26 protein-coding genes are annotated in these 23,104 nt (G+C 38.5%); 10 read left to right on the top strand and 16 right to left on the bottom strand.

Annotated features, from left to right (window positions below):
• The first annotated feature begins 35 nt into the window (after positions 1-35).
• The 6 genes from V7108_RS19265 (at position 36) to V7108_RS19240 (ending at position 5,184) form a co-directional block, all read left to right on the top strand.
• Positions 36-410, top strand: coding sequence for a DUF1360 domain-containing protein (locus V7108_RS19265; RefSeq protein WP_335511421.1), 375 nt, complete (start codon positions 36-38; stop codon positions 408-410).
• A gap of 138 nt (positions 411-548) precedes the next feature.
• Positions 549-689 (top strand): hypothetical protein, encoded by a 141-nt coding sequence (locus V7108_RS19260; protein WP_335511423.1) that lies wholly within the window; start codon positions 549-551, stop codon positions 687-689.
• Positions 690-959: 270 nt separating this feature from the next.
• Positions 960-2,582: a spore germination protein gene (locus V7108_RS19255; protein ID WP_420489034.1), complete on the top strand. Its 1,623-nt coding sequence runs from the start codon at positions 960-962 to the stop codon at positions 2,580-2,582.
• A 27-nt stretch (positions 2,583-2,609) separates the two neighbouring features.
• Positions 2,610-3,806: a Ger(x)C family spore germination protein gene (locus V7108_RS19250; RefSeq protein WP_335511427.1), complete on the top strand. Its 1,197-nt coding sequence runs from the start codon at positions 2,610-2,612 to the stop codon at positions 3,804-3,806.
• A 3-nt stretch (positions 3,807-3,809) separates the two neighbouring features.
• Positions 3,810-4,043 carry a hypothetical protein gene (locus tag V7108_RS19245; RefSeq protein ID WP_335511429.1) on the top strand — a complete coding sequence of 78 codons (234 nt, stop codon included), beginning with the start codon at positions 3,810-3,812 and terminating at the stop codon, positions 4,041-4,043.
• Between the two features lie 16 nt (positions 4,044-4,059).
• On the top strand, positions 4,060-5,184 hold the full coding sequence (locus V7108_RS19240; RefSeq protein WP_335511432.1) for a GerAB/ArcD/ProY family transporter: 1,125 nt from the start codon (positions 4,060-4,062) through the stop codon (positions 5,182-5,184).
• A gap of 79 nt (positions 5,185-5,263) precedes the next feature.
• Here V7108_RS19240 and V7108_RS19235 read toward each other — a convergent pair whose 3' ends face one another.
• Complete coding sequence (locus V7108_RS19235) at positions 5,264-6,403, bottom strand: trans-sulfuration enzyme family protein (protein WP_335511434.1); 1,140 nt, start codon at positions 6,401-6,403, stop codon at positions 5,264-5,266.
• 175 nt (positions 6,404-6,578) lie between these two features.
• Between V7108_RS19235 and V7108_RS19230 the strand changes: the two genes are divergently transcribed.
• Entirely contained in the window at positions 6,579-8,111 is a 1,533-nt protein-coding gene (locus V7108_RS19230; protein WP_420489200.1) for an FAD-dependent oxidoreductase, read from the top strand.
• A 51-nt stretch (positions 8,112-8,162) separates the two neighbouring features.
• On the opposite strand, the gene V7108_RS19225 is transcribed toward V7108_RS19230, so the two are convergent.
• The 5 genes from V7108_RS19225 to V7108_RS19205 form a co-directional block, all read right to left on the bottom strand.
• Positions 8,163-8,297 (bottom strand): hypothetical protein, encoded by a 135-nt coding sequence (locus tag V7108_RS19225; RefSeq protein ID WP_335511438.1) that lies wholly within the window; start codon positions 8,295-8,297, stop codon positions 8,163-8,165.
• A 55-nt stretch (positions 8,298-8,352) separates the two neighbouring features.
• Positions 8,353-9,822 carry an amidase family protein gene (locus V7108_RS19220; protein WP_335511440.1) on the bottom strand — a complete coding sequence of 490 codons (1,470 nt, stop codon included), beginning with the start codon at positions 9,820-9,822 and terminating at the stop codon, positions 8,353-8,355.
• A gap of 86 nt (positions 9,823-9,908) precedes the next feature.
• A complete protein-coding gene (locus V7108_RS19215) occupies positions 9,909-11,045 on the bottom strand; it encodes a DEAD/DEAH box helicase (RefSeq protein ID WP_335511442.1) in 1,137 nt (378 codons plus the stop codon).
• 118 nt (positions 11,046-11,163) lie between these two features.
• The gene (locus tag V7108_RS19210) at positions 11,164-12,003 is read right to left on the bottom strand and encodes an MBL fold metallo-hydrolase (RefSeq protein WP_420489199.1); all 840 of its coding nucleotides are present in this window, start codon (positions 12,001-12,003) and stop codon (positions 11,164-11,166) included.
• 49 nt (positions 12,004-12,052) lie between these two features.
• Entirely contained in the window at positions 12,053-12,262 is a 210-nt protein-coding gene (locus V7108_RS19205) for a heavy-metal-associated domain-containing protein (protein ID WP_335511444.1), read from the bottom strand.
• Between the two features lie 168 nt (positions 12,263-12,430).
• Between V7108_RS19205 and V7108_RS19200 the strand changes: the two genes are divergently transcribed.
• A complete protein-coding gene (locus V7108_RS19200; protein ID WP_335511446.1) occupies positions 12,431-13,129 on the top strand; it encodes a Crp/Fnr family transcriptional regulator in 699 nt (232 codons plus the stop codon).
• On the opposite strand, the gene V7108_RS19195 is transcribed toward V7108_RS19200, so the two are convergent.
• Positions 13,126-13,380 carry an amino acid decarboxylase gene (locus V7108_RS19195; protein WP_335511448.1) on the bottom strand — a complete coding sequence of 85 codons (255 nt, stop codon included), beginning with the start codon at positions 13,378-13,380 and terminating at the stop codon, positions 13,126-13,128. The two genes, V7108_RS19200 and V7108_RS19195, sit on opposite strands and share 4 nt — an antisense overlap.
• A gap of 235 nt (positions 13,381-13,615) precedes the next feature.
• Between V7108_RS19195 and V7108_RS19190 the strand changes: the two genes are divergently transcribed.
• Both V7108_RS19190 and V7108_RS19185 read left to right on the top strand, forming a co-directional pair.
• Positions 13,616-14,206 carry a copper resistance CopC family protein gene (locus tag V7108_RS19190; protein ID WP_335511450.1) on the top strand — a complete coding sequence of 197 codons (591 nt, stop codon included), beginning with the start codon at positions 13,616-13,618 and terminating at the stop codon, positions 14,204-14,206.
• Positions 14,207-15,298 carry a copper resistance D family protein gene (locus V7108_RS19185; protein ID WP_335511452.1) on the top strand — a complete coding sequence of 364 codons (1,092 nt, stop codon included), beginning with the start codon at positions 14,207-14,209 and terminating at the stop codon, positions 15,296-15,298.
• 27 nt (positions 15,299-15,325) lie between these two features.
• Here the strand turns inward: V7108_RS19185 and kynB are convergent, their stop codons facing one another.
• The 9 genes from kynB to V7108_RS19140 form a co-directional block, all read right to left on the bottom strand.
• Positions 15,326-15,952 (bottom strand): arylformamidase, encoded by a 627-nt coding sequence (gene kynB, locus V7108_RS19180; RefSeq protein ID WP_335511454.1) that lies wholly within the window; start codon positions 15,950-15,952, stop codon positions 15,326-15,328.
• 64 nt (positions 15,953-16,016) lie between these two features.
• The gene (locus tag V7108_RS19175; protein ID WP_335511456.1) at positions 16,017-16,247 is read right to left on the bottom strand and encodes a WG repeat-containing protein; all 231 of its coding nucleotides are present in this window, start codon (positions 16,245-16,247) and stop codon (positions 16,017-16,019) included.
• A 16-nt stretch (positions 16,248-16,263) separates the two neighbouring features.
• Positions 16,264-16,557 (bottom strand): WG repeat-containing protein, encoded by a 294-nt coding sequence (locus V7108_RS19170; RefSeq protein ID WP_335511457.1) that lies wholly within the window; start codon positions 16,555-16,557, stop codon positions 16,264-16,266.
• A 424-nt stretch (positions 16,558-16,981) separates the two neighbouring features.
• Positions 16,982-17,764 carry an IclR family transcriptional regulator gene (locus V7108_RS19165; RefSeq protein ID WP_335511459.1) on the bottom strand — a complete coding sequence of 261 codons (783 nt, stop codon included), beginning with the start codon at positions 17,762-17,764 and terminating at the stop codon, positions 16,982-16,984.
• A 53-nt stretch (positions 17,765-17,817) separates the two neighbouring features.
• Positions 17,818-19,512: a hypothetical protein gene (locus V7108_RS19160; protein ID WP_335511461.1), complete on the bottom strand. Its 1,695-nt coding sequence runs from the start codon at positions 19,510-19,512 to the stop codon at positions 17,818-17,820.
• A 234-nt stretch (positions 19,513-19,746) separates the two neighbouring features.
• Positions 19,747-20,529: a 2-dehydro-3-deoxy-D-gluconate 5-dehydrogenase KduD gene (gene kduD, locus V7108_RS19155; protein ID WP_335511463.1), complete on the bottom strand. Its 783-nt coding sequence runs from the start codon at positions 20,527-20,529 to the stop codon at positions 19,747-19,749.
• Positions 20,530-20,581: 52 nt separating this feature from the next.
• Positions 20,582-21,412 carry a 5-dehydro-4-deoxy-D-glucuronate isomerase gene (kduI, locus tag V7108_RS19150; RefSeq protein WP_335511465.1) on the bottom strand — a complete coding sequence of 277 codons (831 nt, stop codon included), beginning with the start codon at positions 21,410-21,412 and terminating at the stop codon, positions 20,582-20,584.
• A 14-nt stretch (positions 21,413-21,426) separates the two neighbouring features.
• Positions 21,427-22,431 (bottom strand): sugar kinase, encoded by a 1,005-nt coding sequence (locus tag V7108_RS19145; RefSeq protein WP_335511468.1) that lies wholly within the window; start codon positions 22,429-22,431, stop codon positions 21,427-21,429.
• The gene (locus V7108_RS19140) at positions 22,428-23,081 is read right to left on the bottom strand and encodes a bifunctional 4-hydroxy-2-oxoglutarate aldolase/2-dehydro-3-deoxy-phosphogluconate aldolase (RefSeq protein ID WP_335569130.1); all 654 of its coding nucleotides are present in this window, start codon (positions 23,079-23,081) and stop codon (positions 22,428-22,430) included. The genes V7108_RS19145 and V7108_RS19140 overlap by 4 nt, the downstream gene beginning before the upstream one ends.
• Positions 23,082-23,104 lie beyond the last annotated feature (23 nt).

Here is a 23,104-nt window from a genome sequence, read left to right as displayed (position 1 = left end):
GGAAAATTTTTAATTGAAATACCGGAGGAGAAAATGTGAGAGATATTTCGTGGATGACCTATGTCATGTTAATTCTAGCGAGTTATCGTTTAACCCATTTAATTGTTTTTGACAAAATTACTGAATTTATCCGTAAGCCTTTTATGAAAAAGGTTCAAGTAGAAACAAATCATGGAATGGTAACCAAAGAGGTACCGAAATCAATGTTTGGGTATTTATTAAAATGTTACTGGTGTGCTGGCGTTTGGAGTGCCATCTTCCTTGGTGGCGGATACCTGCTATTTCCACGGATAACCTTTGTGATTATTTTAATTTTCTCGATTGCCGGCGGACAATCGATCATTGAAACGTTTGTAGGGGTTAATATAAAAAAAGTAGATTATTATACGGAACTTGAAAAGAAGGAGTAAATAAAGACTCCCCCTTTGCATATAAATTAGAAAAGCGTAAGGCGACTGTTATTGGCTTGTGACCGAGAAAAAAGCGATTTATCCTTTTCCCTCGAGCTGATGACGCCTGGAGCTGGACAATACAAAGGGGGGATTAGCATGGCTGAATGGTGGGTTACTACCATTGGGTTTGTCATCTGTCTTGGTTTTGTTGGAGGCACTATGATTTATTTTTTAAGAGGAACACTTAACTCTGAAGACTCCACCCGTATTGATCCGGTAAAGAAGGATGTTGATTAACATAAGAAGGATAGGGTAAAAACCGTAATGGGTTCTGATTCCTGCGCACTAAGTCAAAAATGTATATGGAAAAGACCATCAATTTAGAATTTGATGGTCTTTTTTTGTGGTATTCGAAGGGGGATTGTCATTTTCTAGCAGGGATGGATAATTTACCATTTATAGTGAAAGTATAGAAACATACAAACTGGTTTTTGAGGAGGGTTGGAAATGAAAACCCGTATTCCTATTCCAATAAAAAAATTAGTACAAGATAAACAAAATGAAAAAATGCTTAAACAGCAAAAGAATCATAATCAAAGTGGATCTCCGAACGCAACTCAAGATATAAATCAAGTTCAAAAACAGTCGCAAGACCAAAGCCAATCTTTAAAAACCCAGAAAAGTATCGATATTTCATTGAACCTTAAAGAGAATATTGATTATATAAAAACAACAGTTGGAAATAGTACAGACATTGTCATAAGGGAATTTGAGGCTGGTCATAATGGCGAAATCAAAATTGCCATTATTTTCACAGATGGATTAACGAATTCTTCCGAGCTTCAAGATTTTGTTCTTAACACACTTATGTATGAAATTCGAAATGCAGAGCTGGATTTTCTGGTTAGCGATCAATCAAATCTGTTTAGTTTGATAAAAGCCCATTCTCTTCCTGTCGCAGGGTTGAGTGATATCAATGATTTTCAGAAGCTCTATCTGCAGTTGTTATCCGGGGATTCGATTCTTTTAATTGATGGTTATCCACAGGCATTAGCTATAAGTTTAAGACATTGGTCTGACCGTGGTGTACAGGAGCCTTCTTCCCAGACCGTTGTAAGGGGTCCAAAAGATGGATTTACAGAAACGCTGCGGAAAAATACAGCATTAATACGCCGTAGAATAAAAGATCCCAATCTATGGGTTGAAACACAACAAATCGGGACGAAAACACAAACAGACGTTGCGATGATGTACTTAAAAGGCGTTGCCAATGATAAAACGGTTGCAGAGGTACAAAGCCGGTTAAATCGAATCAGTACCGATGCGATTCTTGAAAGCGGCTATATTGAAGAGCTGATCCAAGATGAAACCTACTCACCTTTCCCTACTGTTTATAATACCGAACGTCCAGATGCGGTAGCCGGAGCAATATTAGAAGGAAGAATTGCAATACTTGTCGATGGTACACCATTTGTCCTTGTCGTACCCGCACTTTTTGTACATTTTTTGCAATCAAGCGAGGATTACTATCAACGGGCAGATATCGCCACATTAATCCGATTACTTCGGTATATATCATTTTTTCTAGCCCTGCTAACTCCATCACTCTATATTGCTGTTACAACGTTTCATCAAGAGATGCTTCCGACTCAATTACTCATTAGTTTAGCCTCTCAGCGTGAAGGAGTTCCTTTTCCAGCAATAGTTGAGGCAATAATGATGGAATTAACATTTGAAGTCCTGCGTGAGGCAGGAGTGCGATTGCCTAGAGCTGTAGGTTCATCCATTTCAATTGTGGGTGCATTAGTAATTGGTCAAGCAGCCGTGGAAGCGGGAATTATATCTGCCTCTATGGTCATTATCGTATCCTTAACAGCTATTAGTAGCTTTGTTTCACCCAACTTTAATATTTCCATTTCCGTTCGGATTCTTCGCTTTTTGTTTATGTTACTTGCAGCATCGTTTGGATTACTTGGAATTATCTTAGGTTTAATCGTGATGGTCCTTCATCTCAACAGCTTACGATCATTTGGGGTCCCTTATTTAACCCCTTTTGCACCATTTATCTTAAAGGATCAAAAAGACAGTATTATACGAATTCCTCATTGGTCATTATTTTCACGGCCCAGGTTGATAAGTCAGAAAGATATAATAAGAGAAGATACACCTTCTCCGAAACCATCGGATTAATTTGGGAAACCTGAAAGAGGTTGTAAAATGAAAAAAGTCATAAGCTTTTTCATCATGTTCCTTATAATAAATAGTCTTCTAACCGCCTGCTGGAGCAGAAAAGAGTTGAATGAGATTGCTATTGTAACAGCCATTGGCATTGATAAATCAAAGGATGGATACCAGGTTTCCGTTCAAATTGTTAATCCAGCAGAGATTGCCGGAAAAACCTCTACCGGCCGGACGGAAGTAATAAGATTTATGAAAACGGGAGACACCATTTTTGAAGCCATGAGGAGATTATCAACCGATGTACCAAGAAGAATTTATGTAGCCCATCTCCGCCAAATTGTTATTGGAGAGGAACTGGCGAAAGAAGGAATCGGAAAAGTCGTCGATGTTTTTTCCCGGCATCATGAAATCCGTTCGGACTTTTTCCTAGCTGTTGCTAAAGGATCGAAAGCATACGATATTCTTAATGTCCAAACAGCTCTGGAAAAAAACCCAGGAACCAAAATTTCCAATGCCTTAGAAACATCTGGTAAAATATGGGCTCCGACAACGACCGTTACGATTAACGAATTAGTAACGAGCATGATTAGCAAAGGAAAAGAACCTATTTTAACGGGAGTTTATGTTTATGGAAATCCTGAGGCCGGCAGTGCTTATTCAAATGTACAAAATGTTTCCCCAAAAACCGGCATAAAGATTGACGATATTGGAGTATTTAAGAATGATAAACTGATCGGGTGGTTAAATGAGAAAGAGAGTAAAGGATTTAATTATATTACCGATAAAGTGAAGGCAACAATCGTAACTTTCCCTTGTGAGGACGGTAGAATCACAGTTGCCACCATCCGTTCAAAAACAAAACTCAAGGGGATAATGGAGAAAGGGAAACCGAAAATTTCTATAAACGTAACTTCAGAAGGAAATGTCGGTGAAGTGGGGTGCAAATTCGATTTAACTAAGCCTGAAAAAATCAAAGAACTAAATGAAAAATATCAAAAATCAATTAAAGGAACAATAGAAGCTGTCATTAAAAAGGTCCAAGAGGATTATCAAAGCGATATCTTTGGTTTCGGGGAAGTAATTCACCGGGAAAATCCAAAAGCTTGGAAACGCCTTCAACAAGATTGGGATCAAGAATTTGCAAAATTGGAAGTAACCATCAATGTAAAAGCAGAAATCCGTCGTTTAGGCACCATTAATGATTCATTTCAAAAAGAAATCCAGGAGCAATAATCCATGTGGGCTATATTCGGAATTATATTGATCGGGGCGATTATTTCTCTTTACGAAATTCCCTCGCTTGTGAAAAAAAAATGGCGGCGAGAAATGATTGTTTATTTTCTATTGCTTTCAGCCGGTATGACCTTGGCAATTCTATTAAGCAAAGATGTTTCCATTCCAACACCTCTGGACTTGTTAACGGAAATTTTCAGTCCAATAACTTTTTACTTCGATCGGATTCTGTCATAGGAGGTGTACAATCGATATGCTTGAGAAAGGAAAAGTGGCTGCCGGTGAATTTAGTATTATCGTATTTACCCATACAGTTGGAACCGCCATCATTTCATTACCCGCTTTACTTGCGGCTATAGCCAAACAGGATGCCTGGATTGCCGCTGCAATAACGATTCTCTCAGGTTTACTAATAATATTTGTATATAACCAGTTAATTTCCCTTTATCCATCCATGACTTATGTAGAAATGAATGAAAAAATTTTAGGAAAATGGTTTGGCAAATTAGCTTCTGTTCTATATCTAATTTATGTTCTAATTATTATTTCTGGCGGGTATAGAGCGATCGGTGATTTTTTCACAACGCAAATAATGATTGAAACACCTATTCAAGTCATTATAATCTTAATTGTATTGACAAGTGTCATCGGTGTCCGATTAGGCTTGGAAGTTATCTGCCGTACAGCATTAATCTTTTTCCCATGGGTTATCTTGCTGCTATCCATGTTATTTTTATTGCTTATTCCACAGCTTAAATTTGAAAATATTCAACCTATTTTTGGAGAAGGTATAAAACCCATAATAAGTGGATCCTATCACCATTTGGGAATACCCTATTTACAGTTACTCATATTATTAATGGTTTCACCATTTGTTGCGGAAAAATCAGACATAAAAAAATCCTTTTATAAAGGTACAGTCATGGGGGGCTTCACCTTATCCCTTATTGTTCTATTCAGTATTTTAGTATTGGGACCTGAATTCACCTCCAGACAAGCATACCCTACTTATGTTTTAGGGCAAACGATAAGCATTGGAAAATTTTTTGAACGGGTTGAAGTGATTGTAGCGATCACTTGGGTGTTTACGATTTATTTTAAGGTGACGATTTCCTATTATGCGCTCACGCTTGGTCTGGCACAATTATTTGAATTGAAAAATTACCAAATTCTTATTTTTCCATTATCATTTTTAATCGTATCGCTTTCTATCTTTTTGCTTCCAAATGTTTCATCTATTAATTATTTTAATGCTAACACACTGACTCCGTATTCTTTAACTATCTGTTTTATTTTACCGTTGCTTTTAATTCTAGTTGGAAAAATCAGAAAAAAACAATCCTCTGCTTCCAATACTACCAATCATCCATCGGGCTAAGTAACCATGAAGGGAAACTGCCTTTATTGGTCTTAAAAAATTGAAAGAACCCTAAATTTTATGGGTTCTTTCAATTTTTTTAATGTGATTTTTCAATTGCCAATTCAAATTGAGCAATAATATCCTCAGCATGCTCAATCCCTACTGAAATTCGAACAACCTCTTTTGTAATACCTAGTGCTTCACATGTTTCTTGTGGGAGTGAGCGATGAGAAGTCGTTAATGGATGGGAAACGGTGGTTTCAACTCCCGCTAAAGTTGGAGCAATTTTTATCCAGTCCAAAGAGCCAAAAAAGTGATTGATATCAACGGTCTTCGACAGCTCGATGGTTACCATTGCACCAAAACCATCTTCCTCTTGTTCAAAAGGATAATATACTTTCTCGACAAACCGATTATGTAACAAAGCCTCTGCTAATTTCTTGGCATTACTCGATTGTGCTTTCATTCTCAATGCCAATGTTTTTAAACCACGGCATGTCAACCATGCTTCAAATGGGCTGACATTGGTTCCTAAATTAACAATTTTTGAGCGCGCACTGGCCACTAAATCCTCTCTGCCTGTAAGAACACCAATTGTTACATCACTATGACCACCGATATATTTGGTCGCACTATGAACGACTAAATCAATTCCCATTGGATAGGGCTGGCAGTGGTATGGCGTAGCAAATGTATTATCAACCAATGTATTTAACTGGTGCTTACGAGCAAGGTCTACAACACCTTTAATATCCTCTACCCTTAACAACGGATTTGTAATCGATTCTGTATAAAGTAGTTTCGTGTTTTCTTTTATCTCCTTTTCAACTTCACTTAGATTTTTGAAGGAGACAAACGTGGTCTCAATCCCAAATTGATTTAATTCCTCTTTTAACATATGGAAGCTGCCGCCATATAAATCATCCGCTGCAATGATATGTTCTCCGTGTTTCACCACAGCCAGAACGCCTGCTAAAATCGCTGATAATCCGGAGGAAGATGTTACACCTGCAGGAGCCCCTTCTAGTCTTGCAACCGCCTCCCCTAATTCGTCCGTATTTGGATTTCCAACCCGTGAATAAAGATATTGGCCATTTCCATGATAATATCCTTCTAATTCATCAAGGTCTTTAAAGGAAAATGCAGAGGTCTGATAAATCGGTGTGACCTTGCTTGCTATTTTATTATTGTTTTTCTTTTTTCCATGTAAAATTTCTGTCTCAAATCGCTTCCCCATACCTGCACCCTCTTTTTATTAACAAAATAGTTATTATATTAAAAAATATCAATACAAGATTCTTTCGTCAATCTAAATTTATTTCCAGATAGTATTTTTTATAAATGTTAAAAATACATGATTTCTCTAATTTGGGAAAAATTAAAACTATTACTATTATATCTGGAGGATGACTATGAGCTCATCAGAAAACACACATCATTTCCCAAGAACCTACTGGCGTGAAATTGAATTACCAACCTTTGATAAATTGAATCAAGATATCACAGTGGATGTTGCGATCGTTGGTGCCGGAATTACAGGCATTACCGCAGCATACTTACTTGCAAAAGATGGTGTAAAAGTCGCATTAATTGAAGCTGGCGGAGTATTAAACGGAACAACTGGTCATACAACTGCAAAGCTAACGGCACAGCATGAATTGATTTACGATAAATTAATCAGCCATTTCGGAGAGGAGAAGGCGAAGCACTATTTCGAATCAGCCTCGAATGCCATTAATTTCGTTGAAAATACCTCTAAAGAAAAAGGGATAGATTGTGATTTTAGCAAACAGGATGCCTTTGTTTATGCCACAACAGAACAATATGAGAGAAAACTTGAAACTGAATTTTCTGCTTATAAAAAACTCGGTATTGATGGTGACTTAGTAGGAAACATTCCCTTTGATATTCAAATTAAATCTGCACTATTAATGAGAAATCAGGCACAGTATCATCCATTGAAATTTTTAAAGGGGCTATTGGACGAAGCAGTAAAAGCGGGTTGTCAGGTGTATGAAAATTCGGTGGCAGGAGGAATCGAAGATGTAGAATCCACACAGCCAAAGGTAAAGATTAAAGGTGGACATAAGGTTTCATGTAAACATGTGATTATCGCTTCCCATTTTCCTTTTTACGATAAACCAGGTCTTTATTTTGCACGAATGTACGCTGACAGGTCCTACGCTATTGGGATTAAAACGGATAAGCCGTACCCAGGCGGTATGTATATCAGTGCTGACAGTCCAAGCCGTTCGATCCGCTATACACCAATTGATGGAGGAAATCTCCTTATCCTAGGCGGTGAAAACCACAAAACAGGTCAAGGGGTGGATACGCTCAGTCATTATCTTGCACTTGAATCATTTGCTAAAGAGGTGTTTGATTTATCTGAGTATCATTACCGCTGGTCTGCACAGGATTTGGTAACATTAGATAACGTTCCTTATATTGGCCCGCTAACAGCAAATAAAGAGAATATTTTAGTGGCAACAGGCTATAAAAAATGGGGGATGACTACCGGAATTCTCGCTGCCCATCTTCTAACTGATTATGTTTTAAATCGAGATAATCCCTATCGGGAGTTGTATTCCCCATCAAGGTTTGATGCGGATCCTGATATTAAGTCCATTATTTCCACGAATGCAGATGTTGCTAAACATTTGCTTAAGGGCAAGCTTGAGTTTGTTCCAAAAGATCCAGGGGATTTAAAGAACGGAGAAGGCTCTGTCGTCATGCATAATGGAGAACGCGCCGGAGCTTATAAGGACGAAAACGGCAAGTTATATATTGTAGACACTACTTGTACGCATTTAGGCTGTGAAACGGAATGGAACCATGCTGAAAAGTCATGGGATTGTCCATGTCATGGTTCTCGGTTCTCGTATGCTGGTGATGTAATTGAAGGACCTGCTAAAAAGCCGCTTAAAAATGTCGGTGAACAATGACTTGAAAAGTCATCTAAAATTAAATGCCCCCTGATTAAGGGGGCAATACCTCTATTTACCATGTGGACGATTTCGTTTTAAATTTTCTCCAGTTTCAAATTCAACGAGCTCTTCAGCTGTTTTCATTGCCTTTTTACGATTGTTATTTCGCTGGGCATTGGCATTACCGAGTTTCGTTCTTCCCACACTAATCATCTCCTTTAGAGAAATTCATAAATAGTATGAGTGAAATGAAATGAAGTTATTCTTCTTCAAGAACTGGTGGTTTTCGGAATCTTGTTACTTGTTCAAACGCAAAAGCGGCCTCAATTAACTGAGGTTCACTGTATGCAGTGCCTGCAAAGGTAATTCCAAAGGGTTCTCCCTCTGATGTGTAACCGGCAGGAACAGCAATTGTAGGATAACCTGCTTTAGCACTAATATGGGAACCCTCTTCGCTCGGAAAAAGAATAGCATCCAACTGGTACTGTTCGAGGGCATAATCAATCCCCTGCTGAGTTGACTGATAATAATCGAACTCTAGTGCCTTAACATATTTTTCTTCAGATAATGAACCGCTTGTTTCCTCTGATTGGATCAAAACAGCCTGTCCATACTTAAGCATAATATCTTTATTCCTATTATTAAAATCAATAAGATCTTTTAGAGTACGAATCGGTATCGAAGGATGAAGATTGTTTAAATAAGCATTTAAATCAGGTTTAAATTCATAAGTCAAAACATCGTACGACCACTTTACATTGGCACACGGAAGATCAATTTTTTCAATCACCTCTGCGCCAGCTGCCTCTAAGATAGCAATCGAATCATGAAAGATTTTTTGCTTTTCTTCACTTAGCTGTTCAATAAATCCTTCTAAATCGACTCCAATTCGTTTTCCTTTGAGACCGTCTTGACGCAGATGATGTGTAAAATCTTTTCCTAAATGAGGATTTGTTGTAGTTATCGGATCTCCTTCATCTCTTCCAGTTAAGCTATTCAAAATTATTGCTGCATCCCTTACCGTCCGAGCCATCGGTCCTGCTGTATCCTGTGTATGTGCAATGGGAATAATCCCTCTCCTGCTAATTAAGCCCACGGTCGGTTTGATTCCTACAAGTGAGTTCTGGCAGGATGGATTTAAAATCGATCCAGACGTTTCCGTGCCAATCGCAGCCGCAGCTAAATTTGCAGCAACTGCTGCTCCCGAACCCGAACTCGAACCGCCGACTTCGAATTTGCCTGGTCCATATGGATTTAACACTTGCCCCCCGCGTGAGCTATACCCGCTTTTCATACCTAAAGCCATAAAGTTTGCCCATTCCGTCATATTTGTTTTACCTAAGATGACGGCTCCAGCTTTACGCAGCTGTTCAGCGACATAAGAGTCTTTCAGGGCAATTGAATCCTTTAATGCTAATGATCCAGCACTAGTATGCATTTTATCAGCAGTATCAATATTATCTTTTATCAAAATTGGTATCCCATGCAGCTCACTGCGTGGTCCTAATTCCTTACGTTCCGCATCAAGGGCAGCTGCAATCTGCAGCGCGTCAGGATTCACTTCAAGGATTGAATGAATACTTTTGTCATAAATCGAAATTCTATGTAAATACAGTACCACAAGTTCTTTGGATGTCAGCTCTCCGCTCGTCATTTTCTCTTGTATTTGAGTAATTGTTGCTTCCTCGATCCAATTATCGAGCAGCTTCTTTAACTTCGGATTCTCCATGTTTTCCCCTCCCATAATAAATTTTATTATAGTTATAAAAATCCAGCAATTATTAAAAGGCAGCGGGATTTCCCCGCTGCCTTTTCTTATCGCTTCGCCTTTTGTTCTGGTTCAGCGATTTGGCCTTTATAAAATATTCTTCTGTTAGGAGTTACCTTTAATTCCTGGCAGTACCGCTTTAATTCTCGTTCTTCCCGCTCTGTTACCAATGAAATGACGATACCATCCGCACCCATTCTGCCTGTTCTTCCTGCTCTATGAACATACTGGGCAATATCTCTCGGAAAATCAACATGAACAACATGTGTGACACCCTGGATATCGAGTCCTCTTGCTGCTACGTCTGTTGCGATTAGCATTTTCGTTTTACCATCGCGGAAAGCCTTTAGCTCTGCCTGCCGTTCTAGTTTCTTCATATCACTATGTAAAATGCCAGTTGATAACTCTTTAAAATTGAACTTTTCTTTATAAACTTGAATCTCACCGATATCATTGATAAACGCAAGAGCTTTGATATCGTCTAAACGGGCTATTTTTTCAAGCAGTTTAATTTTATCTCTTGGTTCTGCAAGGAAATAGATATGCTCCACATCTCCAGAAGAAGCCAGCTCATCCTTTTCGATTCGGATTATTTCAGGGTTCTTCGTTATTTCCTTTGCTAATTTCTCTGTTCCAGCTTTCATCGTTGCTGAGAATAGAACGACTTGGCGGTCAGACATCGTTGATTTAACAATGTTTTGGACGGTATTGATATGCTCCGGTATCAACAGTTGATCACCTTCGTCCAAAACAACCAGTTTTACTTCATGCATTTTTACCTTTTTCTGTTTAATTAACTCGAAAAGTCGTCCTGGAGTTGCAAAAATAACGTGAGGACGCTTTTTTAACTTTTCAAGCTGACGTTTAACGTTTGCTCCGCCAATTATGGAAGTGCCTCTTATGCCGCTGCCTTCAGACCACTTCTGAAATTCTTGATATACTTGCATGACCAATTCCTGTGAGGACGCAAGAACGACTGCTTGCAATGATTGTGAATTGGGTTCAATTTTATTTAACAATGGCAGCAAATAAGCAAGTGTCTTACCTGTACCTGTTGGTGATTCAGCAATTACATCTTTTCCTTCTACAATCATCGGGATTGCCGATTCTTGAATGGAGGTTGCCTGTTGAAATCCAGACTTTTCCCATGCTTCCTGTAAAAAAGGGTTTAAGTTATTTAACATATGTTACTCCTTTTAATCTCATTTCTTCATATTATATCCATTCATGCCTCTGATACTAACCTAATTATTAAACACTGTCCATAAAAAAACCATTCCTATCACGGGAATGGGTATATAATTAATGCGTATATCGGCTATTTTTCGGCTTAGCGATTTCATTGAAATTAGCAACTAAATAACTTAAGTTCTCTCGTAATTCTTCACCATTCATCGGGATTCCATGTCCGGTAACGGCGAATTCGGGCTTAAGTGCCTCTAATGTTTTTACCGATTCAAACGCAGCGTTCCAATCGGTTGTGTAATATCTTGGCGGTCCACTGATTTCCTGCGTTTGTGTTAATACTTTGTACAGTGATTCTTGTTTAACCGTTACAAAAGCATCTCCTGCTATAAGTGCACGGTCGTGTTCACGGAAGAGTGATATATGACCTGGTGTATGACCGGGCGTATGGATCCATTTCCAGCCTGGCATATGTGGAATGGATCCATCTTGTGGGAGTCTCTCTACTTGTTCACCTACATTAATTCCATGATTCGGAAACATCGGTGACATCTTTGCCACAAGCCCAGAGTCTACGCCCGGGTCTCCAGGTGGATAGTCTTTTTTACCCGTTAAATATGGTAGTTCCATTTCATGAGCATAAACAGGAACGCGCCATTTCTCTAAAAGTTCGACTAATGATCCTACATGGTCAAAATGTCCATGTGTTAAAACAATGGCACTTGGACGGGCTTCTCCATCGAAATATTCTGTAATCATTTCCGTAATCTCGTCTGCACTTTTTGGCATACCTGTATCAACTAAAACAAAGTCATCTTTCGTACCAACTACAGCAAGATTGACAATTTGATTGGTATAACAAAACACATCAGGTAAAACAAGCACACCCATTCCACTCCCAATTGAGGTAATCGGCAGAAATGCTGCTTCGAACTTACTATCTTGATTTTGTTCCAAAAAAATCCCTCCTGTTTTTGCTTATTATTTAACAGAGAGGATAAATATATTAATCAAAGGTCCGTAAAGTTAATTTATGAATACTCCGGTTGATTTCTTCACTTCCAATCATCTTTTCATCATAGTTAATTTCCACTTTACCGCTGCCAGATAAAATCTTAACCTTTTTCACACCCGAATTCCTTTTTAATTTCCTTTTTATATTACTAATACAACCTGAGCAAGCTACGTCGTTTAACGCGAGTTGTATCGTACTCATTCAACATAACCCCTTTCCTTTTTGAAATACTTAGTTTTCCTTTAGTTTATAGGAACGATTCTCACTTTACCTTGACTTAAATCAAGTATTGATATGAATCACTTCAAAGCAATTTAATAAAGGATAAACTTATTTTAATCAATTTATTAGTAGGGGAGTGTTAGGTAAATGTGTTGTGAACATTGCTCTCATGAATCTTCCTGTCTCGTGACTGTTCCTGTCTTCAAAGGGATGAAGGATCAGGATATACAGGCATTGCGAAAAGTGACGAAAAGCCATACGTTTAAAAAGGGGGAATATATTTTTGGCGAAGGTGATCGCTCGGAAACGCTCTTTGTAGTGAAAGAAGGCTTAATTAAGCTGACGAAAACTTCTTTAGAAGGGAAAGAACAGATTGTTCGGCTTCTATTTCCGGGTGATTTTTTCGGTTTATTTTCGTTATTAAGAGATGAGAACCACTATATGAATGCCGAGCCAGCACAGGAAACCGTAATATGTTCGATAGAAAAAAAGGATTTCCTTAAAACAGTGGAAAAAAACCCAGATTTAGCTTTTCAATTTTTACTAGCAATGAACGACCGCTTATATGAAGCGGACGAGTCGGTTGGAAATATGAGTTTATTAGAAGTTGAGCAACGGGTTGCGAGGGCGCTTGTTCTTTTTCACGATAAAATGAATAGGGAAAATGGGTACTTCACATTACCGATTACAAAGAAGGACTTAGCAAGTTTTATCGGAACAACTCCAGAATCTATCAGCAGAAAGCTTTTGACATTCATGTCTAAAAAACTAATTCATATGGAGGGACAGCGCCAAATAAAGATTCTAGAGTTGGACCAGTTAAAAAAATTAGCAGAATTGCATTAGATTTCATTTAACTTTATTGCCATGAGCAGGTAATGTCCAGGTTCGATTTCTTTTACGATTGCATTCATTCCTAAGGATTGGAAAGTTGCAACGAGCGGTTCAGCACGGTGTGGTAAATGAATCTCAAAAATAGTTCCAATTGGTGCTGTTTTGACAAAGTTTAAAATTTCCCTTCGTGGATGTTCGCCCTTTAAAACTCTCTCTCGAATATCTATGACGGCTTTTTTTCCTTCCATTTGAAAACTGCTCATCATTTCATCTCCTCTTGATTATGATTATCATCAAGAGTACCATCCTTTTTCTATATAATAATTGATTTATATCACACATATCCATGATTTATAGCGGGTTAGTTGTTTAATACCTTTAGTATAGGTAAAATAAATTTTGAACGTATTGTGAACATTATTTTGAAATTGATATAATTCCTTAGATAGATGGTAGAATGTATAGCAGCAAGATAACAATATATCGGAGTTGAAAATGATGTTAAATAGAATAGCTTTACTATCTTCGTTATTCATCTTTCTATTTGGTGCTAATGTCTTTGCCCATTCTCATTTGGAAGATTCTACTCCAAGTAATGGAGAGATTGTGACAGAGTCACTTAAAACGATCACGCTTTCTTTTGAAACGGATGTAGAACCTACAAGCACATTTACCTTAGATGATGAAAAAAATGCTCCTATTGCACTATCAGCAGTTTCCATTAATGGCAATCAATTAATTGCAGATGTAGAAAATGAACTTGTAAACGGGGCATATACAATTCATTGGAAAATTATTGGGGAGGACGGTCATCCGCTTGAAGGCGATATTCCATTTAGTGTCCAGCTCCCGGAAAATTCAATTGCCCCTGATTCAGTTGAACCAAAAGAAGCTGTTACAGTTGTATCAGCCGAAACAGAATCCACAATAGATTCGGAAACCGTAATGAAAGAACAGGCTGCGGATACAAAAAACGGTGCTTCTGATGAAACGGGCATGATGAATTATCTGCTGCCAGCAGTTATTGCCTTGATTATTATCTTGGGATTCGGAAGTTACTGGTTGATTTTTAGGAGGAAACACGTCTAGATGTTTATTGCAGGTATCGTCAGTGAGGCATTGCTTTATAGTTGTTTTTCAGTATTACTAGGAAGCTTTATTATGAGTCTTATCCCTAAAACAGCGCGGCCGGAAATAAAGATTCCAAAAAGTATACTTTTAGCTGCAGCTCTAGGTATTGCTATTTTTTCGTTTTTACCAGTATTAAAAATTGTTCTCTATATTTATGAGGATCTTGGTTTAGGCTATACACTTAAATCCGTGCTAACCAATTTCGAAGTTGGAAAGACATGGGTCAGTACTGGACTAATTTCATTGATTTTATTCATTTATCTGATTCCCATTAAACTTGAGCAAAAACCTTTATTTGCACTGACAGGACTAGCTTTTACATTCATTTTGATTGCTTCACTTGGCTGGTCCAGCCATGCAGCCTCTTTATCCAAATTGCCAGGATTTCTAACACACACAGCACATTTTTTGGCTATTACAACCTGGGTTGGAGTCCTTTTGGTGGTTAGTTGGTTTTCTAAGAACCATGACAATTGGCTTACATTCTTAAAATGGTTTTCACCCCTAGCGTTCTTATGCTTAGTGATTACTGCAATTACGGGAATATCATTAATGACCTTTCACATGAATTTAACGGATTATGTGAATGTTACAACCATTTCTTATGGTCAATCGCTGCTAATTAAACATTTAGCGATTATCCCATTATTGGTATTTGCCTTTGTTAACAGTTTCTTAATCCGGAAAAGAATAAAAAAAGATCCTTCTTATAACCCGCTTTCATGGGCGAAGCTGGAAAGTGTCATAGTTTTAGTTGTATTTTCCATCACAGGTGCACTTGGACAAGTTTCACCTCCACATGAGCTGAGCAGGATGCTCCTAACAGAAGGTACTTCAAAGATTTTTAGTTTATTCCATCCTGGTGAGGTCATTTTTCCATTAAGTTTTTCTCCAGGAATCATTTCCATGACCCTGTTTGGAATGGCTTTGGTTTTTCTCGCATTAATCATTTTCACCTTTATTAAAAAAGCACCAAAGGTGTTGGCGTTACTCATGAGCCTGCTCTTTATTCTTACTGGGTATATAGCTTTTATGATGAGCATCACATAAAGAATCAGCGGGAAATTCCCGCTGATTCTATTTTTTATTGGAACGTAATACCGCTCTAACTGGGCTGCCATCACCTTCAGCCAAAGGAAGCGGCAGGGCAATTAGTTCATAATCACCTGGTTCTACTTCATCCAAAAGGACCGATTCGAGTATATGAATTCCGTTATTATTTAAACTGTGATGGGCATGAAGGTCTTTACTGTCAATTGGATCAACGGATGGAACATCTACACCAATAAGACGGATCCCCTTCTTTGCTAAAAATGGCCCCAGATCAGCTTCTAAATAAGGGATCTTCTTAGGGAATTCTGCAGTACTTTTCCATGATTGGGTCCGGAACAACACTCTTGTAAAGCCTTCCACATCTAAATGTTCTAGATCCTTCGCTCCAATACATTCCTTCCCAATCATATCAAGAACTCTGACAGGACCGATGTATAAATCGAGATCCAACTCAATAATTCTTTTCCCATTGTCATCAAAATGAAAAGGCGCATCCACATGTGTCCCAGTATGGGTACTCATGGTTAGACTGCCTACATTTACGGAACCACTGTCTGTTTTAGACCATGATACCTCGTAATGAAAGGGCGTATCACCTGGCCAAACTGGCATCCCATTTTCAAGCCTTCTTGAAATATCAATAATCTTCATTTCTTTCACCCCCTAAGACACATTTGTTTACTTTAAAAATATATTGCATCACATGTGTTGTCAATTAATGAAAGGAACGCCAAAAGTCTCCATCCTTATTCAGTATGTTATTTATTTGGGCAAATGGTATGGTGAAGGTAGGAAAGCCTGCAGCACCATAATTTTTTTCAACATTAACAATCGCCCTTCCCTCGCTAAACGACTGCGTTCCAGTAAACTGCGGCTCAATAACCGCCTTTCCTGATTCGTCCATGTATCCCCATTTTTTTTCGTTACTTTTACGGTAGTCCAGCATGCCTTCTCCGTAATCGTCAACCGTTTCGAAAGGATAAGATTTCAATACTGATTGTATTATATTTTGGTTTCACAATAAAATATCCATCACTGTTAATCACAACTGTGAGGTTATTAAATTGAACAATCGCTAAACCATTTTCCTGAAATTGATTTGCCATTTCATATTGGGGAGGAAGAACAAAAATCCCCTTCTCGTTGATGTATCCCCACTTATTTCCGCCTATCTCCTTCACTGCTGCTGGAAAAAGGTAAACCATTCTGGATAAAGAAAGGATGTAGGTAATCCAATTTTCATTATTTCGAACCATCCGAATTACCCCATGTTACTTTTACATTACTATATGAATAAATGGGCTTGATGCAGCTTATCTTTACTTACAAAGGAAAAAGAATCTAGTATAGACAACCGTTGTCCATACTAGATTCTTTTTCTGTCTAGCTTCAGCGCCCTAGCGGCTATTGTCCTTCGCTCTCCGCGAGTAAAAATCCCTTCAGGATTTTTACCTACCTACGATAAGTCAAGCACGAATGCGCCTCCGGCTCTTCGTGTTTCCTTTATCTGAGTTGGAGCACTCCACAAGGAACGCTTCGTCAGCATAGGCTTCGCACGAAGGAAAAGCGTTAGCTTTTACGAGGAGGCCATACGCCGCTGAACACTAAGGTAAGCTCCTTCGAATCATCATCGCAGGACCAAGCTGTACTTTGCTTGGTCTGAGGGCGCTTGCGCTTTTCTTAGATAAAGACATAATTCTGCTGTAATTCCCTCAAGATATTTTCCTTTGTTTTTAAAATAGCCTGAACGATTTCATCCTTTACAGCCGGTGTAATTCGATAAAATGGCACACTTACACTGAAAGCACCATATGTTTGGTTATTCATTCGCAGTGATACACCTATACAATAGACATCCTTTTCAGCCTCACTATCGTCAATAGCATACCCATTTCTTTTTACATCGTGTAACTGTTTTAGTAAGGTTTCGTGATCGGTAATGGTATTTTCCGTTAGAGCCTTGAGTTCAACTCGACTTAAATAAGCTAATTGTTCATCTTCTGGCATTTCTGCAAGTACTGCCTTGCCCATCGCTGAACAATAAAGTGGCTTAGATAATCCGATTCTTGAATTTAAACAAACAATTGGCTTATTCGTTTCCAGCTTGTTAACCGTTAGAATCTCATCGCCTTCTAAAATACCTAAATGAATGGTTTCATCTAAATTATTTTGCAATTCTTTTAAGTAAGGATAAGAAATTTTGGAAATGTCTAGATTTGCAAGATAGTTGTTTGCGTATTTTATTATAGCGCTGCCGAGCTCGAATTTTTTCGTTTCTGGATGTTTTTTCACATAACCAATCATCTGAAGTGTATCTAATATTTTCGAGGCAGTTGAACTCGTTAAGCCTGTTTCCTGCGCAATTACATTTAATGGCTGTGCTTCTTTCTTTTCTGATAAAAAATCAAGGATACTGGCAGCTTTTATTAGAACCGTTCCATAAGGCTGTTTTGTATTCTCCATTCATCTACCTCCTTCCATTTTTTAAAAAATTCTATTAAGTGCTATTCGAGCATTTAAATAACTGGATAATCCGCAAATGTAAGTTCACCGTCATTTACCAAACGATTTAGGTTTCCTTGATTGTCTAAAGTGAATTTGACGATTTCATTTCTCCATGTTACATAGGATACGGTCATTTTTTTAGCAGTATCGTCAAACGTAAAGCATGATTTATTCTTTTCATTGACTAACTTGCTAAACGACTCCAAATCCATTATACCTAAATCAACACCATCCCGGAAAGATACAATCTCCATGACTACCCCACTCCAATTAGAAGTAAGCGGGCTCGTAATTGAAATTCTGTCTCTTTTCTCTTCCCAACTATATTCATTGATTAACTGGAAGATAATAAAGCAGTCCTCCACTTTCCCATATCCTCTATCTTTTTCAAGCTTCCACTCTCCTTTAGGGAGACAGCCAAGAATATCTGGGAAAGCTTCTTTATAATCGGCAGGGACATTCCAAATTTGAATGACAGTATCCTTGTGGAACATTACCTCTCCAAAAGAACTTGCATGTCGGTCGTCTCCTGGCACATATTTTTCTCCCGGATGAAAGAAAAATGCCTGATTTGCACTTTCGCCTTGAGTCAACGGCAGTGTGATGTCCCAACGCTTTTGTTCATTGTCAAATTCCCTTATTCTCTCCCAAATACCGCCAACAGCATAGTCTGGGGTAATGTATACGTAGGTATGTGCCTCTTCTGTCACGATATCATCAGCGTGTGCAAATTGAATTTTTCGTTTTATTTCTACTGGCTGAGTTCGATTAGTTGCACTTTGTACAATATCTTGGGAAACCTCATACGTATACAATGCCGAACCTTCCAATCTTACAATCTCCGCAGGCAGTGAAAAATCACCAAATTGAATATAATCTAGTAACGTATTTCTATCCCTTGGGCTATCATGGCGTAACTGTCTTGAATGCGGTCCCGCCCATGTACCCTGTAAATAGTAGACAGCTCGTAACCTCCATAAATAATCAAGAAGGTCACTCATCGTACTCTTCACATCTGTATTTTCGACACTCTCCCATACGCATGTAAAAGCCTGGACCCAATGCCAAAACCAAGGGTGTGCACCATACTCTTTAAAGCCAAATTTTCTTATATGGTTTAATTGTTTTTGTGCCAGCTGTAGTCCCTGTTCTACTAAATCAGCATTGTTAAAGAAATCTCCAAGCAGTATTTTTAGTGAGGTATGTTTGGCTTCATGGTGATGCATATTTTTAAGCGGGTGTTTGTAAACATCACTTTTGTAGATATGAGTTATCGCTTGTAAACAGTCATTTTTCACATCAAGTGGCAGCTCATGCTGATATTTATTGTAGAACAAAATGAGTAAACATCCCATCAACTCTACCGGAAGGAAATGGGGTTTTGCCTCCTGGGGATTGTCACGCAAATTCAATGGCCAATGCCCGTACATGGGATCATGAGGATTAACCTCCTGAAGCACTAATACGTTTTTAAGCATAGTTAGAGCAATCTCTTTTGCCTTTTCACGCTGCTCCTCATTCCAATCACACTCAAATTCCTTATCTGCGCAATAGGCAAATAAGTGAGCAGCATAATAAAAATTATCCCGTAAATCTTGATGAAACCAGTACCCGCTAGGCAATATAGGAAGTTCCAGAGCTTTATTAGCCGCTAATTTAATAATCTCTTTTCTTCTAATATTGGCGGCTGTAGTAGATGCTTGCATTTAATAATCCCTCCAGATAATAAAAAGAATATAGCTATATTGAAATAGCTATATTCTTAAGCAGAATAGCGTAAGCGCCCTGTTCAGCGGCGTATGGCCTCCTCGGAAAGGCTAACGCTTTTCCTTCGTGCGAAGTAACGCTTTCGAAGCTTACTCTTGTGGAGCTGGACAGTAATCTAAGTTCAAAAACCTTAACTCTTATCTTTCAAATAAATCTATATATGACCTTTTGAATTAGCGGACTAACCAGCCGCCATCAACTGGTACAATGGCTCCGTTCATATAATCAGATGCTTTGCTTGCAAGGAATACCACGACACTTTGCAGGTCCGCTGGTGTCGCCCAGCGGCCAGCTGGAATGCGAGATGTAATCTCTGCATGACGTACTTCATCCGCACGAATTGGTGCAGTATTTTTGGTTTCAACATAACCAGGTGCAATCGCATTGATTTGGACGTTACTAATTGCTAATTCATTGGCAAATGCTTTTGTTAATCCGGCAACGCCATGTTTGCTGGCTGTATAAGAAGGTACAAATTTACCACCTTGGAAAGAAAGCATGGAAGCCACATTGATAATTTTTCCGCTGCCTTGTTCGACCATTACTTTTGCCGCTTCTTGGCTTAATAAATATACAGCGTTTAAATTAATATCCATTACAGCGTCCCAATCTTCTTCTTTACCCTCTAGCAATGGTGAACGACGGATTGTGCCAGCGTTATTTACTAGAATATCCACTCGTCCATAGGTTTCTAAGCATTTAGCAACAATATCCTTAGAAACTTGTTTTTGAGTTAAATCACCTTGAAAAAACTCTACGCGGCGGCCTTCTTGTTCGATGAGTTCCCTTGTCTCCTGCCAATTATTTCCGTGCGTGACTACGAAAAGGTCTGCACCAGCTTTTGCCAAAGCAACCGCAAATCCTTGTCCAAGCCCAGTATTACCGCCTGTAACAATGGCAACTTTACCATCTAATTTAAAATAATCTAATGAGAATTGTTGTAAGTCTTGAGTCATTTTTCAAAGCCTCCGTATCAGTTTATGAAGAACACATTAAAGCCAAAAGCGTTTATTTTAGGTCCTTCATTGGAACCATGTCCATATCATTATAAGTAATGTTTTCTCCGCACATTGCCCAAATGAAAGTATAGTCACTTGTTCCCACTCCAGTATGAATTGACCAGCTTGGAGAGATAGCAGCTTGCTCATTGGCAATTACTAAGTGCTTTGTTTCATCTGGTTTGCCCATGAAATGGAATACACGTGTATCCTCTTTCATATCAAAATACAGATATGTTTCCATACGGCGTTCGTGTGTATGTGATGGCATGGTGTTCCAAGCGCTTCCTGGAGTTAGGATCGTGTATCCTAATTGAAGCTGACAGCTTTCACAAACGTTTGGATGAATATATTGATAAATAGAACGATGATTTAATGTTGCTGAATCACCTGTTACCATTGGTTCGATTTTGTCAATGCTAATTTTTACATTTGGATATTTATGATGTGCAGGTACAGAAACAGTATAGAATTTAGCTGGATTAGCCGGATCTTCTGATTTGAACTGGATATCCTTAGTTTCTTTTCCTATGTAAAAGCCATCTTGCTTTTTCATTGGCTCTTCGGTACCTTCAATCACGATTGATCCTGGTCCGCCAATATTAATTACACCAAGTTCACGGCGTTCTAAGAAATAAGTAACTCCTAATTCTGTTGAAAGTTCAATGGTTAAAGGCTTGTCTGTTGGTGTAACCCCGCCAAAGATCATTCGATCATTATGGGTATACGTTAATCTTACTTCTCCAGGTACAAAAATGCTTTCTACTAAAAATTCTTTACGTAATTGTTCTGTTGAATAGTTACGAATATCTTCTGGGCTATGTGTATAACGAGTTTCCATTTTTTTCACTCCTGTTATCGATTAATTTTTGCTGAGCCATTTTCCAATAAGTTTTCTACTTCTTTTACAGTAAAAGGGTTACAATCACCATATACGGTATGTTTTAAGCTTGAGTATGCGGTTGCAAATGAGACCGTATAGTTTAGGTCTGCATTGGTCAATAAACCATGTAATATTCCTGCTGAGAACGCGTCTCCGCCGCCAACACGATCGATGATTGGTTCTAGCTTATGAACTTTGGATACATAGGTTTTACCGTCTTTCCAAAGCGTGCCTTGCAATGTATTAGAGGTTGCTGAATGAACCTCGCGAATCGTAGAATAAAAGACTTGTATATTACTATATTTTTCATGCATTTTTTGATAATAATATTCTGTATCAGGTAAATCCGTATTATTTTCTGGAATGCCCAGCAAATAAAGCGCATCCATTTTTCCAGCAGAACAATAGTCAACATAAGGAAGGATAGTTGAAATCACCTTCGCTGCTTGGTCGTGATTCCAGAGTTTTGAGCGGAAATTAATATCAAAGCTGACTTTAATATTGCGCATTTTTGCTTCTTTCACCAAGGTCAAAATAATTTCAGCTAATTTTTCTGAAAGTGCCGGTGTTATACCTGATAGATGCAGAATGTCGACGTTTTCAAAAATCTGTTCTATGTTCCATTCATTGTCTTTAACTGAAGCAAAGCTTGAATTCGCTCTGTCGTAAATAACAGCTGAAGATCGTTCGCCAACTCCACTATCAAGATAATAGGTTCCAAGGCGATTGCCGCCAAACAGCAAGTGCTTGATGTTTACACCATACTTTTGCAGATGTCTTTTAACAGCAAGTCCCAAAGCGTTGTCAGGTACCTTACTCGCAAAACTAACGGTATGATCAAAGCCCGCTAAATTAATAGCTACATTTGCCTCGGCTCCACCATAAAGTGCTTGAAAGCTTCCGGCATTGCTAAAATGGGTGCCAGCAGATGTTGACAGCCTTAACATGATTTCACCAAACGTAACGATGTTGCTCATGCATTCACCATCTTTAATTCGTTATATTTATCCATATATTGTTTTGCCAGCTTGGTTATTTGGTCATAGTCTCCTGTTTTAGCCGGAGCTAATAGGTTTCCTCCCACACCAACTGCAACACAGCCTTTTGAAAGCCATTGTTCCATATTGTTCAGGTTAATTCCACCTGTTGGCATAATATTTACTTGCGGAAGTGGTCCTTTTACAGCATCCACAAAACTTGGTTCGTATGTACTCGCAGGGAATAGCTTAATAATGTCAACACCAGAACGAAGTGCAGTTTTGATTTCAGTAATTGTCATACATCCTGGTAAGTAAGGAATTTGATAAAGATTGCAAATCTCTGCAATTTCTGAATCAAACATCGGACTTACAACAAATTCAGCTCCCGCCATAATGGCAATTCTAGCTGTCATCGCATCAAGAACGGTTCCTGCTCCTACAACAATACTGGAATTATCATTATATTTGGATACCGTTTCACGGATCACTTCTTCAGCCTGTGGAATGGAGAATGTTACTTCTAAACCTGTCATCCCACCATTAACTAGCGCATCTATCGTTTTCAGTGATTCTTCCTTAGTGCCTGAACGTAAAACTGCAATGACACCGCATTTTTCAATTTTCAAGAGAATATTCGTCTTTTTAATGATGTTCACCTCCTTTGATTTCC

It is taken from the genome of Neobacillus vireti (assembly GCF_036962345.1).
GTDB lineage: Bacteria > Bacillota > Bacilli > Bacillales > Cytobacillaceae > Neobacillus > Neobacillus vireti_A.
Note: the sequence above shows the minus strand (reverse complement) of the source record. Positions and strands in the feature narration are given on the sequence as shown.

Coding starts and splice junctions, on each gene's coding strand:
- V7108_RS19215 (WP_335511442.1), bottom strand. CDS start 11,045: ATGTTAAATAACTTAAACCCTTTTTTACAGGAAGCATGGGAAAAGTCT.
- V7108_RS19165 (WP_335511459.1), bottom strand. CDS start 17,764: ATGGAGAATACAAAACAGCCTTATGGAACGGTTCTAATAAAAGCTGCC.
- V7108_RS19145 (WP_335511468.1), bottom strand. CDS start 22,431: ATGAGCAACATCGTTACGTTTGGTGAAATCATGTTAAGGCTGTCAACA.
- kynB (WP_335511454.1), bottom strand. CDS start 15,952: ATGAAGATTATTGATATTTCAAGAAGGCTTGAAAATGGGATGCCAGTT.
- V7108_RS19220 (WP_335511440.1), bottom strand. CDS start 9,822: ATGGAGAATCCGAAGTTAAAGAAGCTGCTCGATAATTGGATCGAGGAA.
- V7108_RS19200 (WP_335511446.1), top strand. CDS start 12,431: ATGTGTTGTGAACATTGCTCTCATGAATCTTCCTGTCTCGTGACTGTT.
- V7108_RS19205 (WP_335511444.1), bottom strand. CDS start 12,262: ATGAGTACGATACAACTCGCGTTAAACGACGTAGCTTGCTCAGGTTGT.
- V7108_RS19195 (WP_335511448.1), bottom strand. CDS start 13,380: ATGAGCAGTTTTCAAATGGAAGGAAAAAAAGCCGTCATAGATATTCGA.
- kduI (WP_335511465.1), bottom strand. CDS start 21,412: ATGGAAACTCGTTATACACATAGCCCAGAAGATATTCGTAACTATTCA.
- V7108_RS19255 (WP_420489034.1), top strand. CDS start 960: ATGCTTAAACAGCAAAAGAATCATAATCAAAGTGGATCTCCGAACGCA.
- V7108_RS19245 (WP_335511429.1), top strand. CDS start 3,810: ATGTGGGCTATATTCGGAATTATATTGATCGGGGCGATTATTTCTCTT.
- V7108_RS19235 (WP_335511434.1), bottom strand. CDS start 6,403: ATGGGGAAGCGATTTGAGACAGAAATTTTACATGGAAAAAAGAAAAAC.
- V7108_RS19160 (WP_335511461.1), bottom strand. CDS start 19,512: ATGCAAGCATCTACTACAGCCGCCAATATTAGAAGAAAAGAGATTATT.
- V7108_RS19185 (WP_335511452.1), top strand. CDS start 14,207: ATGTTTATTGCAGGTATCGTCAGTGAGGCATTGCTTTATAGTTGTTTT.
- V7108_RS19250 (WP_335511427.1), top strand. CDS start 2,610: ATGAAAAAAGTCATAAGCTTTTTCATCATGTTCCTTATAATAAATAGT.
- V7108_RS19190 (WP_335511450.1), top strand. CDS start 13,616: ATGTTAAATAGAATAGCTTTACTATCTTCGTTATTCATCTTTCTATTT.
- V7108_RS19230 (WP_420489200.1), top strand. CDS start 6,579: ATGAGCTCATCAGAAAACACACATCATTTCCCAAGAACCTACTGGCGT.
- V7108_RS19175 (WP_335511456.1), bottom strand. CDS start 16,247: ATGCTGGACTACCGTAAAAGTAACGAAAAAAAATGGGGATACATGGAC.
- V7108_RS19170 (WP_335511457.1), bottom strand. CDS start 16,557: ATGGTTCGAAATAATGAAAATTGGATTACCTACATCCTTTCTTTATCC.
- V7108_RS19260 (WP_335511423.1), top strand. CDS start 549: ATGGCTGAATGGTGGGTTACTACCATTGGGTTTGTCATCTGTCTTGGT.
- V7108_RS19240 (WP_335511432.1), top strand. CDS start 4,060: ATGCTTGAGAAAGGAAAAGTGGCTGCCGGTGAATTTAGTATTATCGTA.
- kduD (WP_335511463.1), bottom strand. CDS start 20,529: ATGACTCAAGACTTACAACAATTCTCATTAGATTATTTTAAATTAGAT.